The 13,622-nt window shown below is 47.2% G+C and carries 14 protein-coding genes; 4 read left to right on the top strand and 10 right to left on the bottom strand.

Annotation, left to right across the window (positions count from 1 at the left end):
• Positions 1 to 11: 11 nt before the first annotated feature.
• From QHH00_00070 to QHH00_00055, 4 genes are read right to left on the bottom strand one after another with little or no spacing between them, the layout of a single operon-like run.
• The gene (locus tag QHH00_00070) at positions 12 to 836 is read right to left on the bottom strand and encodes an ABC transporter ATP-binding protein (protein MDH7507778.1); all 825 of its coding nucleotides are present in this window, start codon (positions 834 to 836) and stop codon (positions 12 to 14) included.
• Positions 824 to 1,558, bottom strand: a complete 735-nt coding sequence (gene cbiQ, locus QHH00_00065; GenBank protein ID MDH7507777.1) for a cobalt ECF transporter T component CbiQ — start codon at positions 1,556 to 1,558, stop codon at positions 824 to 826. Before cbiQ ends, QHH00_00070 begins: the two co-directional genes overlap by 13 nt.
• Positions 1,555 to 1,845: a hypothetical protein gene (locus QHH00_00060; GenBank protein MDH7507776.1), complete on the bottom strand. Its 291-nt coding sequence runs from the start codon at positions 1,843 to 1,845 to the stop codon at positions 1,555 to 1,557. Before QHH00_00060 ends, cbiQ begins: the two co-directional genes overlap by 4 nt.
• On the bottom strand, positions 1,842 to 2,501 hold the full coding sequence (locus tag QHH00_00055) for an energy-coupling factor ABC transporter permease (protein MDH7507775.1): 660 nt from the start codon (positions 2,499 to 2,501) through the stop codon (positions 1,842 to 1,844). The genes QHH00_00060 and QHH00_00055 overlap by 4 nt, the downstream gene beginning before the upstream one ends.
• Positions 2,502 to 2,883: 382 nt before the next feature.
• Here QHH00_00055 and arsM point away from each other — a divergent pair, with 382 nt between their 5' ends.
• The gene (arsM, locus tag QHH00_00050; protein ID MDH7507774.1) at positions 2,884 to 3,726 is read left to right on the top strand and encodes an arsenite methyltransferase; all 843 of its coding nucleotides are present in this window, start codon (positions 2,884 to 2,886) and stop codon (positions 3,724 to 3,726) included.
• Between the two features lie 162 nt (positions 3,727 to 3,888).
• Here the strand turns inward: arsM and QHH00_00045 are convergent, their stop codons facing one another.
• Complete coding sequence (locus tag QHH00_00045; GenBank protein ID MDH7507773.1) at positions 3,889 to 4,077, bottom strand: hypothetical protein; 189 nt, start codon at positions 4,075 to 4,077, stop codon at positions 3,889 to 3,891.
• A gap of 14 nt (positions 4,078 to 4,091) precedes the next feature.
• A complete protein-coding gene (locus QHH00_00040; protein ID MDH7507772.1) occupies positions 4,092 to 4,286 on the bottom strand; it encodes a hypothetical protein in 195 nt (64 codons plus the stop codon).
• Between the two features lie 227 nt (positions 4,287 to 4,513).
• Here QHH00_00040 and QHH00_00035 point away from each other — a divergent pair, with 227 nt between their 5' ends.
• Together QHH00_00035 and QHH00_00030 are read left to right on the top strand one after the other, a co-directional pair.
• Entirely contained in the window at positions 4,514 to 5,089 is a 576-nt protein-coding gene (locus tag QHH00_00035; GenBank protein MDH7507771.1) for a flavodoxin family protein, read from the top strand.
• Between the two features lie 301 nt (positions 5,090 to 5,390).
• Positions 5,391 to 9,866: an FG-GAP-like repeat-containing protein gene (locus QHH00_00030; protein ID MDH7507770.1), complete on the top strand. Its 4,476-nt coding sequence runs from the start codon at positions 5,391 to 5,393 to the stop codon at positions 9,864 to 9,866.
• 111 nt (positions 9,867 to 9,977) lie between these two features.
• On the opposite strand, the gene QHH00_00025 is transcribed toward QHH00_00030, so the two are convergent.
• Positions 9,978 to 10,325, bottom strand: a complete 348-nt coding sequence (locus QHH00_00025; protein MDH7507769.1) for a cupin domain-containing protein — start codon at positions 10,323 to 10,325, stop codon at positions 9,978 to 9,980.
• A 125-nt stretch (positions 10,326 to 10,450) separates the two neighbouring features.
• Here QHH00_00025 and QHH00_00020 point away from each other — a divergent pair, with 125 nt between their 5' ends.
• Positions 10,451 to 11,194 (top strand): ZIP family metal transporter, encoded by a 744-nt coding sequence (locus QHH00_00020; GenBank protein MDH7507768.1) that lies wholly within the window; start codon positions 10,451 to 10,453, stop codon positions 11,192 to 11,194.
• Positions 11,195 to 11,246: 52 nt separating this feature from the next.
• Here QHH00_00020 and QHH00_00015 read toward each other — a convergent pair whose 3' ends face one another.
• The 3 genes from QHH00_00015 to QHH00_00005 form a co-directional block, all read right to left on the bottom strand.
• Positions 11,247 to 11,519, bottom strand: a complete 273-nt coding sequence (locus QHH00_00015; protein ID MDH7507767.1) for a hypothetical protein — start codon at positions 11,517 to 11,519, stop codon at positions 11,247 to 11,249.
• 63 nt (positions 11,520 to 11,582) lie between these two features.
• Complete coding sequence (locus tag QHH00_00010) at positions 11,583 to 13,010, bottom strand: flippase (GenBank protein ID MDH7507766.1); 1,428 nt, start codon at positions 13,008 to 13,010, stop codon at positions 11,583 to 11,585.
• Between the two features lie 76 nt (positions 13,011 to 13,086).
• Positions 13,087 to 13,622 (bottom strand): GDP-mannose 4,6-dehydratase (locus QHH00_00005; GenBank protein MDH7507765.1); only part of this gene is annotated, 536 nt, incomplete at its 5' end.

Below are 13,622 nucleotides of genomic sequence, written 5' to 3'. Positions count from 1 at the left end.
CCTTATCTCTATCAATTTCTATTCTTGCGGCACTCCTCATCGATAATGCCTAGCGCTTCATCGACCGTCAATGGGAGGCGGAATTTCCTGTTGGTCGTGCGGCGCCACCGATCCATTAGCCTGAGCATCGATGGTAATTCGAGATTAGCACTCGTGAGGACATCTGGCCTTTCGACGAGTTCTGACGGTCTGCCGTCAAAGATTACTGACTTTCTCAACACGATCACCCTGTTCGTCAGTTCGAATGCGACAGAAAGGTCATGCGTGGCCAGTACAACCGTCTGAGAAACCGAGTCAAGAATATTGACGAGATCCCTCCTTCCCTGGGGGTCAAGGTTCGCCGTGGGTTCATCGAGAAGGAGGATCGGTGCCCCCATTGCAAGCACCCCAGCGATTGCAACTCTTTTCTTCTCGCCATAGCTCAGATGGTGCGGCACTCTCTCTTCGTACCCCTCGATGCCGGCCATTTTCATCGCTTCTCCCACCCTCTTCTTTACCTCCTCTTCGTGCAAGCCCAAGTTGATCGGCCCAAAGGCGACATCGTCCCACACGGTCGGCATGAAGATCTGGTCATCTGGGTCTTGGAACAAGAAGCCGATGTATTTCCTCAAGTGCTCAGCGTTCTTCTTCGAGAGTGTCGCACCCATTATTTCCACGTTCCCGGCATTTGGAAAATACAAGCCAGCAAGGATCCGGAGCAGTGTACTCTTTCCAGCACCGTTAGGACCTACAATTGCGACTCTCTCCCCTTCTGAAATCGTCAGCGATACATTTTCTAATGCCTGTATACCGTCGGCATAGGTGTACGAAACGTTCACGAGTTTCAAAGCGTCCAAACGATCACACCGGCCTGGATGAAGAGGGACATTACGGACGTGCCGATGAACGCTACAGCGAAGACCGCGTCACGTGGTCTCGCCCTCAGACGGCTCAGTGTCCTCACCTCACCCGTGTAGCCACGAGAAAGCAAGGCGGAATAAATATTGTTCGCTCTGCTGTGTGATCGTACAAGGATCATCCCCGCCGTGTAAGCGATTGTGCGGAGTGCCTCAACGTGCAGAAGACTCTTTCCCCCGTTGAAGCCACGCGCCTCCCGCGCCAGCTTCATCCTTTCGAGTTCATCAATAAAAACGAAGATGAACCGGTATGTAAAGAGGAGGAGTGAAATGATGATCGCTGGGACCTTAAACCAACGGAGCGCCTTTAGGAATTCGAAGAACGGTGTTGTGGAGACAAGAAGGATAAGTGCGAAAACTGAATCTGTGATCCGAAGGAACATTGCGGCAGCCTCCTCGGGACCTGAGGAGTACCACATCGTAAGGGAGGCGAACACGATGAATGGAAGCGCCATGGCGTAGGATTTCACGATGTGGATCGGAGGGATACGGGAGGCCGCCACAACGAGGAGGAGAAAAAGAAGGGAAATGACCAATGGGGTTAGTTCCCGGAGGAGGGCAATCGAGATGATGAAGATGACTGTACTTGCGATCTTCACCCTCGGATCGAAGTTGCAGAGCGGCGACTGTTTCGCGTACTGATCGATTTCATGATGCTTCATTTCGTTTCCTTACTCTCCTTCTTTTTTCCAGCAATCTTGAAATAGGCATACGAGACGCCGAAGACAAGGGCGAAGCCTAAGAGGCCAGCGAAGAAAGCTGTCACGTAGTCCTCGCCGTAATCAAAGGGAGCGTGATAAACTGGTTCCCCCTCTTCCACGCCCGCATTTTCCATCGTCTTTTCGAGCCCGTCCCCGTATGGGGCGGAAAAGATGAAGTAAAATACGAGCCCAACTGCGAAGAGAATGATGATGCCGACGATCGCCTTCAGCAGGGTCTTCTCGGTCACGTTGTCACCTCCTCAGCTGGTTTTCTCGTTTTTATGATCTCAGGCGCGACTTTTGCCAGGTAGAGGAAGATTGCACCGGTGATGATCCCCTCGCCAATCCCAATGACCGCGTGATATCCTAGCATCGAAGGGAGTGAAATCGCGGCCTCAATACCGTACGCACCACCTGAGATACTAAAACTCGCTGCAAGTTCAAGCGCACAGGCGAATGCTGCCACGAAGATCGATGCCCACGCGGCTGCAATGACGCCAACCTTCTCCAACTTTACGGGAAAGAGTTTGTAGGTGCCCCAGGCGACAAAGGTGCCGATGACGGCCATATTCGTGAGATTGAGACCTAACGCCGTAAGTCCGCCGTCTCCGAAGACAAAGCATTGGATCAATAGGATAACGGTCAGGATAATCACGGCCGCGTATGGGCCGACTAACACCGCAGCAAGTGCAGCCCCAATGAGGTGACCAGTCGTCCCCCCAAAGATAGGAAAGTTGAGCATCTGTGCGACAAAAATCCCTGCTGCAAGGATCGCCATCAGAGGGACAGTCTTTTCATCGATCTTTTTATTCACCTTGAAGATTGAAAACGCGATGGTTGCGAGTGCGATCGCCCACCCAACTGCAAGGATCTCGGGCGCCATGAGCCCGTCAGGAATGTGCATTTTTTCTTTCCTCCATAATACGAATTAGATATTCGTGTTACTGACATCAAATCAAAACTATTTATTATTTTTCTTGATCCGGCGGAAACACTGGGATTGCAAAAGCAAGTTCTCATAGCTTTTTTTAACTTGCCTATTTCATGGGAGAATTGTAAAAATGTCATTACATATCTTTGCGACTCAGCCAATTGATTCCATTAGTTGTTACTTTTCCGAAAATTTTAGTCCATTCTCTTCTACTCTCGGGACAAAATTTATGAGAGAGACGGGGTTATTCGCATCCGCATGGAAAAATGCTATCGCTCTACGGTTTCTAGATGTTTTAACCTCTTATCCCGTCGTCCTAATCTTTGCATTAATTGGCAGTGGAGGTGTTGAATTAATGGTTGATGATTTCAAGGAGCGAGGTGGAAAAAACAGTTCAATACAGACCGCCGTCATTAATCGGTATTCTAGAGTTGCGGTCGAAGGAAAATCATGTTGCGATTCCTCTGCAGGGACAAGAGAGATTATCAAGATCTATTCAGAAGAGGAATTGGCTTCAGTGCCAGAAGAGGTGAAGGAATCAAATTGTGCATGCGGAAACCCCGTCGCGATCGCAGAGCTCAAGCCCGGTCAAGTTGTTCTTGATCTCGGTAGCGGTGCTGGACTTGACGTGTTGCTCGCCTCGCAGAAAGTTGGTCACAAAGGGAAGGTCATCGGGATCGATGCAACGGACGAAATGGTCGCAAAAGCGAATAAAGTGGCGAAATCATTGGGACTATCGAACGTTGAATTCAGAAAAGGGCTCATAGAGAATCTTCCCGTTGAGGATAGCTCCGTTGATGTAATAATAAGCAATTGCGTGATCAATTTAGTGACAGACAAAGAAAAAGTCTTTCGCGAGGCGTTCAGAGTCCTCAAATCTGGGGGGAAGCTTGCGATCTCGGACAGGGTTCTCATCGGTGACCTCCCATCTGAGGCAAGAGAGAGTCTTGAGCTCTGGAGTGCCTGTGTTTCAGGTGCAATTCCTGAGAGTGAATATCTCTCGATGATTGAAGCGGCTGGCTTCGTTGACGTGAGGGTGACGGATCGCCGAATTTACACGGCTGACGAAGCGGTCTCACTCGCGAGAACGGTGATCGACGAAGCAAAACGGCTCGGCAAGGAAGCGCTCGACGAACAAGTCGTGGCAGAAGCCTTCCTCGCAATTGCGAACGATCATATCGTGGCCTATAAGCCGTAATACATGTCTCAATTGCGGACGGAGAGATCGTTGAAATTGATGGCGAAGCCAGAAATCATTAGCGAAAGCGGGACGGGTTTTGATAGATGTTTAGTTAGTCTTCGATGTATGATCCTCTGATGCCAAATCTGACAAGCTGTCCTTTTCTGTTCATCCCCGAGTTCAGACTTGAACCACTTCTCCGAACTTCCCGCCCTTGAGGAGGGCGTCGATAAAGAATTTTTTCTTATTTTCATCATCGAACGAAATGTAGCCAATGATCGCTTTGATCATGGGGCTCCTGTCTTCGATGATTTCGATTACGCCCTTTCCAGTCTTCTCGTCCTGAACGATTCTCAATTGTAGCTTCATTCTTTCACCTCATCTCATTTCGAAAGGGGGATTACCGAGCCGTACTTTCCCCCTTCAAGAAGCGCGTCCACAAAGAATTTCTTCTGTTCCTCATTGTCATATGTGATCAGTCCTATTCTCGCCCTGCAAGTGATGGTCCTCTGCTCAAGAATTTCGATGACACCTTTTCCCGTCGCATTGTCTTGGATCATTCTCAAATAGAGTTGCATATTCTCCTCCTTTGTACCCCTTTGCGACTACTGGCATATTTTCTCTTCTTAGTCGCCAATCTGGTGGAATGACTTTGACGATTTTAAAGTTTCATGGTTGATTTCTTTTAAACGCTTCATCTCCCTTTTTGGGTGTTCCTCGCCAGAAGAGGTGACCTCGCGAGGAAGAAATTATTATCTCCCAATGTAATCTGCTCTCAGGAAATTGATCGGTTGTAGGTGATTGGATGAAGGTAATTGCGTTCAACGGAAGTCCAAGGAAAAATGGCAACACGTATCATGCACTGGAAACCGTTCTCGCAGAGCTGAGGAGCGAAGGGATTGAAACAGAGTTGATACAGCTCGGGAGCGAAAGGATTGAAGCGTGCAACGCGTGCAACGCTTGTTTCAAGAACAAGGACGGGAAGTGTGTAATTGACACAGATAATATCAACAAATACATTGAAATGATAAAAGAAGCCGATGGGATGGTTCTTGGATCCCCGGTTTATTTCGGCAATGTGACATCCCAGATGAAGGCGTTTATTGACCGCGTCGGTTTTGTGTCAAGGGTCAATGGAGATATGTTCAAACGGAAAGTAGGCGCTGGCATCGCTGTGCAGAGGAGGGCAGGAGCGCTAGCAACGTTCTCTGATCTAAATTACTTCTTCCTTATCGGCCAGTGGATTGTGGTGGGATCTAGCTATTGGAACGTTGCGACTGCCACGAAGCCAGGGGATATCCTGAACGACAAAGAAGGCATAGAGACCCTCAAGACGCTCGGCAAAAATATGGCGTGGGTCCTAAAGAAGCTCGTTGATTGAGGTCTGCGATTTTTCCTTACCCTTTTTCTTTTTCATCAAAATCAAAAAAGGGGAGTTGCCCAGTTACTGGTAGTGTGATTAAACATCATGCAAATGAATATTCATGGCATTGTTTTGCAACGACGAGTTGGTAGTAAATCCTTGTGGTTCTTAGATTTGCGCTGATACTCCATTGTTCAGTCTATTGATACCCGAGATTTGCAAAAAGCGGAATTATCGCGATAGCTTCATATACTGTTAAGAATCTAAATATCCAGAGGCTAGGGCTATTGATATCAATAAGCTGTGGAGGATTTAGGGAATGAATAAGATTCTTAAGAAGTTGCGCAAGGCCAAGGAAGGAGTGTCTGAAATTATCGCGAATATCCTCGTCCTGGCAATCACCGTGACTTTGTTTTCTAGCATTATGTGGTATGTTGGCACAATGCCTCCACCAAAAGAAGAAGTGTACGGAGATTTTGATGCCACTTTATCGTTCATAAACGGTGGAACCTGTATAATCGAGGTGACTCACAAATCCGGTCCAACTCTAAAGGACTACAGGACTGATATTTACCTGGTTGTGGACGAAGAGCCGCATACATTGCATATTAGAGATGGGACGATCAACGGCGTGCAGTCGGATGAATGGAAAATTGGGGATGTCTGGAGGTTTGATGCCACTGCAAATGGCATCACTATCACCCCGAGTTCATCTGTTACGTTGATGATCGCCGACCCAACGGTCAATTCATTAATTTGGTCGGCGAATCTGCTTGGTGCTGGGGGCAATAATCCTCCGGTCGTTATGAACAAGTGGGTAGGTGTTAAGACAGGCTCACTATGGATCACAACGAGCACCGTGCTCCAGACCCAGGTGATTAAGGTTTATGCCAAGGTGACCGACATAGACGGCGACCTTAAGGATGTATATGCCAATGTATCTCACCTCGGTATCAATGATGACATCGGCTTCGGTGTCGGAATTTACGAAATGACTGATTCCAATGGTGACAACACTTATTCAACTACAGTAGATATCGAAGTGCCAGTTTCGGATAACACGGGTGAAAGAGCCATTGAAATCATTGCTGAGGACTCAGGCGGCAGACGATCGATTTCTGTACTCATACTGACGATTCAACCATACACCACCGGTCCACCTACAATCATTTACGCCGCTATTGAACCGAGCAGTTCCATATTAGGTTCAACCTTCATGGTCCGGTGCTATGTGACAGATCCAAATGGAAATCTCAATAAGAGTAGCGTTGTTGTCACTAACGAGGACAACTATGAGACTCTAGGAACTGTCAATACGTCACACCTATCTCCAGCAACTGGAGAAGATGTTGCTGCATTGGGGCTCACGAAGTTGAGATACAGTGACGGTGATTTTCTCGCTGTACCTGACGGCGAATATGCGAATGTAACGGCATGGATGCTCCCTTTCCCAGACGACATCACTGGAAAAACTTTCCAAACCGTTGTGTTGAAGGTCAGATATTACACTGGTCCTGACTTCAATGGGACGAATATGTTTCTTAACGTTGACGGCACAGGAAAAGGCCTTCCATTGTTAAGGTGGACAACGCCGATCACACGTGTGTTCAATCTACTGGCAATGGGTTATGATACAGCTGAAGAGCTAAAGGAAATAAACGTAACATTCCACAACGAGGGCGGTGATGTTGTTTATTTCGACTACTGGTGGATTGAGGTAACTTACACAAACACAACCCTTTCTGCTTTTCAGAGGCTAGTAGAAGATCCCTATAACCCCGGGTACTTCACGGGCTACGGCGTCGCAAGGAGTGACATTCTCGAAGCAGCCTCGAGGACCTATTACTATAGAATTTCTGCGACAGACGAAACTGGTAACGAGGCGAGCGTTCGCATTTCTCACACTGTTATCACCTCTGAGATTCTTATGGGAGGCGGTTACGGTAGGGGAGAACCGCCAGGGAACCTGAACTATAGCGCCTTGCAAGGGTTCAATATTTTTGAGCTCTCTGAGTGGACAAATAAGAACTACACAGCCACCCCAAGGACGGTCTTCTCGCAGAGTCAAAAAGCCGTTGTGGTCGTCGCTAGTAAGTATTTAGTAAACACGGAGAACGAGAATACATTGCTAGTGATCGACCCAACCACAAAGGTCACTGTCTCAGCTGTCTCGACTCCAAATGTTGTATTCCAGAGGTATGATTATAACTCGGGATATTATGTGTACAATGCAACGATCGACTGCTCAAAACTTCAAAACAATAAGAAATACATGGTGCAGGTTCAACTGAGGGACACATGGGTTCCGAACAATATCTTCTTCGCCACACAATTAATCACAGTCGGTACAGCGGATTACCCCCAGTTCTTGACCTTTAAGGACTCAAGTTATTCAATTCCGTCCAGTGAGTTCTCGACTTATGATCTCTCAAACAATACCATTTACGTTGAGATCAGAAACAGATATGGTGGCGATTGGTACCAGTATGGCGGGGACGTCGAGATCAGGGACTTTTTCTGGAATGCACAGATCAAGAGGATTCCGCCAGTGAGCGGGTGGAACGGCCCAGTCAGCAATGTGACAAAGGTCGGTACGAATGTGTATAGATTCGCGATCAATTTGGCCAACGCCACTGAAGGGGCTCCCTGGATACCGGGCAAGAACGCATACGCGTTGCGGTATGATATGTTCAAAGCAGGTAACGAAACTTACGTTCTTTCAAAGATCATTACAATTACAGTCCCCAAGTACAAATTAGATTTCGTCGCAGGTATCGACCTCCCGACTGGTGGTGCTTCGTGGAGCCAGAGGTACGCGATGTTTTTCTACAAGAACGATAACTACTGGTCTCCTCCAGATATGCTGGAAGGTGTCAACGAGGCAAAGGATCCTATCTATAAGTCCGCCCTTGTTAGAACTGGAGACATGAATAACGATGGAAAGAATGACATCGTTGCGGTTATTTCAGAGTATAAATCTGGTAAACTAGAAACCTATTGGCTATTCCAATACATAAATGATGGATACTGGACGCGATATACGATTGCTAATCTCGGGAAATCGGCAACACCGACCGCTCTTGAGCTTGGCAATATAGACTTCGATAACGATCTAGATGTCATAATAGGATTCTCGAATGGCATAGTCTGTTTCTATAGAAATGATGGTATTTGGTCATATAAGGTCGTTGACGCCTCGTTAACCTCGGCCATCGTCGACCTTGAGGTCGGTGACCTCGATTGGGTACTTACGCCTGGGAACGATCCGCTGAGGTCACTGGACATCGCGGTATGTCGAAATGATGGCACAGTTCAGATATATAAGAACAGCGATGGTGCTGGTGTTACTTGGACTCGGTATTCAAGAACGGGAACTGCCACGGACGTCGTTGATTACGCCGATGCCGATATTCATATTTACGGAACTCAAACTGGTCAACCAACTGGAACGTATCTAGATACGCAAAATGCGTTTTATGATCCGGGCGTCTTCGAGAGAATTATCGAGAAATGGGTTTATAGATATCAGGACAGTACTCCAGCCGCAAGAGACACTACAAAAGATACCACAAACGAAACGGATGCAACGCAACTGCGTCCCAATGACAATCAATATTACACCGTAATCTATGGTCAAACAGCATATATAAGGTCATGGGACCCAACTGGCCTGATCGATGACGTGCAGATTGAGCGACTCATATTTAAGGTCAGGTATAAAACCTATCGATACGACGGATCTGACTATATCAAATGGGGTTTGGGTGCTGGAGATCCCACGAATAATATGATGCAAATCAGAAATTCAACAGGGGAGTGGATCGAGGACGAATTTAATTTAACTGGCTCTATCCAGTGGGCAAGTTCCTTGATCAGCTTGAAGGTGAGTTTCTCGAATACATATTTCCTTAACGAACCATCCGTTATTGACTTTGATTATTGGGTGCTCAATGTGACGTGGAGAACTGGCGATAAGTTAGATCATCGCTGGACTATACAAGTGACACCGGGTACCACTCATACTTTCCAGTTGTATGCAAGTAAGTCCTCTGCGGAAGATAATTATCAATTCTATTATTCAACGGATAATATCACATACATTTCAATGGTATCTGTAAGAGTGAGTTCAACATCACCATCTCTATATACATATGTCCTGCCTGCAGAGACGTCAGGAAAGCTGTACATCAAAGTAGAAGACACGAATAGAGCTTCCACCGCCACTTCTCTCGATTATGTCAATATTTATCAGATGTCTGTGAGGACTACAGCTGCAGGGGGATTGGTTGGAAGTACAGCTAAAGCACTCGCGATCGCTGACATGAACAATGATGGATCGAATGATCTCATTGTTGTGGGAGAATTGAGTAAAAACGGAAAGGTCTGGGTTGGACTCAATAACGAGGGAAATATCCTTCCGTACTTGGTGCAGGTAATCGCGGATAACTCCAATTTTGCAGGGTGCATTGATGTAGACGCAGGTATTTTCGTAGGCGGCAATACCCTGAGGGATATTGTACTAGCAACTGGCTCTAAGGTATATTTCATCGAGCAGACAGCGCTGGGGAGGTACTCAATCAGTAGCTTATCTTTCACCATCTCTACAATCACTGTGATGGCGGCTGGAGATGTCGACGGCAATGGGAGAACGGACGTATTGCTCGGTACTACAGACGGTCGTATCATCCTCTACATGAATTATCTTGGGCAGACAACGGGCTGGCAGTCTTATCTCGTCGATTCGCGGGACTACCAGATCAATGATATCGGCTTAGGTAAACTCCAGAATGCATGATCGACTGACATATTTTTTTATTTTACATTTTTATACTACTTTTCAACGATTCAGATAATAATGATTTATTCTAGATCAACCAGGTCAATTTGTATTAATCTCGCTTTCTTTTCATTTATTTGTGGACTTCTTTATAGACTTATGCAGCGTCAGCAAGAAAACGAAATCCTCGAGTGCATTGATTGCGTGCTTCAACTCAGCTGGCATGTATATCCAAGTGCCTGGCAATGCTTCGTACTTATTTTCTCCTAGGATTATCATTGCCTTCCCCCTCATCACATGAATCGATGCCGGCATGCTCGCCGTGTGCTCTGAGAGGCTCTGCCCCTTTGCCATGCAGAAGAGAACCATTTTCAAATCTGGTGTATCGAGAAACGTTTTGCTCACGATTCCTTCCTTCGCAAATTCTATCATTGTCTCGAGATTAGTAACAAATGCATCCTCGATGTTTTCGACCATATTAATCACTTTTTTAAATGCGACATCATGGTTGATAATCATTTCGTAGTACCAATTCGGTCTCATACAGAAAACGTTTATCTCAATGTCACTGCGTTACACCGTCATCCTAAAAGGCGATCGTTATGGATTCTCTTCTGATCCTTCTCATCTACTCAATCGCGATCACAGTTGCAGCACTCCTCGGAGGGATTCTCCCGCTCATCAGGAATTGGACATCACTGCAACTCCATCTGTTCACTGCGTTCAGCGCAGGTGTGTTCGTCGGGGCAGCGTTCCTGCACATGATTCCAGACGCGATGGAAATGGCAGGCGCAAACAGTGCACTTCTCTTCGTTCTAATCGGGTTCATTTTCATTTTGTTCGCTGAGCGAGTAATCATGCACAGCCATGCAAGGGAATGCGTCGAAGGATGTGAACATGATCATATGCTCACTGGTTTCACCGCCTTCTTCGGCCTTCTGATTCATTCTCTTGTTGCTGGTATCGGACTAGGGATCGCGGTGCTTGTCGAACCAACTCTAGGTGTAATCGTCTTTGCTGCGATTATGGCCCACGAGAGCATCGAACTCTTCTCTCTATCAACAGTCTTCAAGCTCGCTCGATTTGAAAATAAGAAAATCTTTGCCTATCTTACCCCCCTCTCATTGACGAAACCAGCTGGTGCGTGGATTGCAGTCCTTGCCTTCGAGATCATAGCAAAAATCGAGCTCGGCATCCCCCTCGCGCTCGCAGCTGGAACATTCCTCTACGTAGGCATATGCGATTTACTTCCAGAAGCCTTTCATGAGGAGAAAAAGCGATATTCAGGATTTATCCTTGTGCTTATTGGTATCGCGATTATGTACGCACTCGGCCTCTTTATTTGAACTTTGATTCTACTGGATTAAACGGAGATCCACAAAATTGGATTCCCGTGCTTCAGATGTGTTCCCTGAGCTCTTTGATGTCGACATTCAATTGGACGACGTCCCCGACAACACCAACAATATCGGTCTTCAAGGTGATCCTAGGTGCCTTCAAAACGGATTTCTTGATCTTGAGGTCCTCGATGACCTCCTTGAAGACCTCTACGATTAAAGTCAAGACCGTCCATGTCTTCGTGTCAACATTGGCGCCTACCAGCGTTCCGATCTTCTTCCCATCCCTTGTGATCACATCCTTTCTTTCTGCCACGCTCAACTCAAGAACCATGTTATCCCCTGAAGGATTTGATTAGAGTCAAATCACTTAATCATTTCGAATTCCGATGTGAGGTCATTCTTTCACAAGTCTGAAGAGGATGTCTTTGTCCCCCTTGTTAAAAGTTCCAATCATGAGTCCGACTGCGAAGTAAAAGATCGCGCCGGCAAGGATCGTGAAGATGATATCGAGATAGCTTTTTACAATCAACAGGAAAACCGCGAGTGCGATTGAAGCGACGGTCGTCTTCAATCCGATATCAACATAATCAACGGAAAAGAGGCGTGTTGTCATGAAGCGTAGGCTCATGAACCCCATCACAATGTTCGCCAATAGGAACGCAGTCGCACCACCCGCTGGTCCGTAAAGGGGTATGAGTGCTACGCAAAGTCCGATATTGACCGCCGTGCCAGCTGCAGCGGAATAAGCGTTGAGGCGCATTAGATTCGCGGAGGCGAGCACATTTGCAATGTTCCCGCAAAAGTACTTAACGGCGACGACGGCGATGAGGATTTGAAATGGCAGGACAGCTGGTGCGAAATTCTCCCCATACAGGAATGTGACGACTTCCCCGCCCACGATAATACCACCGACCGTGATCGGGAGGCCGAAGAAAAACAGGAATTTCATCGCTTTCTGCTGGATCATCTTCAGCTTCGTAATCGATTGTTCGAAAGTCTGCGAGGTCAATGGCATGATTGCCCCGAGAAAGAAGGTGTGGAGAAGGCTGAGTGGGATCGCGAGGTTATATGCGACGCCGTAATAGGCTGCCGCGACATTGCCGCCCCAGATCTGCACTAAGACAGTGTTGACGGTGTAGAGGAGTGTGATGAGAACGCTCGAAGTCGCAAAGTGCGTTGCACGTCTAAACTGTGCCTTTGCGTCGCCGAGGGAGACCTTCCAGACAGGCCTTGTAATTGACCTGGAAAATATCAGATATGCGATTGAGAAGCTGAGGATGCTTCCTGCGAAAATGACAAGGACAATTTCTGTCAAGCCGAATCCAGAAAAGAGCATTGCAATAACGATCGTCACGGTAAAAGACCGCTCGATGATTTGAACGAGGAGATTCAGATGCATACGCTCGAAGGCATTGAACATGCCAAAGAAGACGGCCGTCAAGTTTCCGAAGAAGCTCGTCATAGCGACGATCATGATGACAAAGGCGGTGTCTTTCGGATAGGATGCGATCAGAACTGCTGAAAATGAAATCAAGATGCAGATGACGCCGAGTATGGACCTGAGCAGCAGCGTCGTTGGCATGTATCGCGAAGCGATTGACCGATTCTTCGAGACCTCCACAACCAAAAGACCGTTGAGTCCAAAATCTGCGATCACAAAGATCAGGCCAGCAATAGCGAACGCGAAGACGTACGTCCCATACATCTCCTCGCCAAGGAACCGCGCGAGGAAAATCGAAAGGACTAAGGTGATGATCTGACTAAATATGTAAGCAGCAGCCAAGGAAAGCGTATTCCTTGCGATCCTCTTGACAACATTCATCTGACCATCTTTTATTTAAGTTGCTCTCTAAATTGGCAAGAACGCTTATAATCCATTGCTATGCAGCGAGGGCGCATCAATCCCTTTGCAAATGCTCCCTGAAATAGGCGATCGTCTTTTTTAGGCCCGTCTCTAAATCGACTGTGGGTCTCCACCCGAGTTCTCTCATCGCAAGCGTGATATCTGGCCGCCTCCGTGAAGGGTCGTCCCGCGGCAATGGCTTGAAAGTGATTCTTGACGATGTACCAGTCAGTCCAATGATCTTCTTAGCGAGCTCGATAACTGCTATTTCTTCCGGGTTCCCCAAATTGACTGGGCCTGTGAAATCCTTTTTGTTCATGAGTCGGATCAATCCGTCGATGAGGTCAGAAATATAGCAAAATGACCTCGTCTGCGATCCGTCTCCATATATTGTCAGGTCATCACCCTTCAGCGCCTGCACGATGAAATTCGAGACCACTCGGCCATCGTCCTCTGCCATCCGCGGGCCGTAGGTGTTAAAAATCCTCGCGATCTTGATCTCGACACCTTCCCTCCTGTGGTAAGCAAATAAGATACTCTCCGCGACTCTTTTTCCCTCATCGTAGCAGCTCCTTACCCCGATGGGGTTGA

The sequence above is a fragment of the Methanomassiliicoccales archaeon genome (assembly GCA_029907465.1).
Classification (GTDB): Archaea; Thermoplasmatota; Thermoplasmata; order Methanomassiliicoccales; family JACIVX01; genus JACIVX01.
Note: the sequence above shows the minus strand (reverse complement) of the source record. Positions and strands in the feature narration are given on the sequence as shown.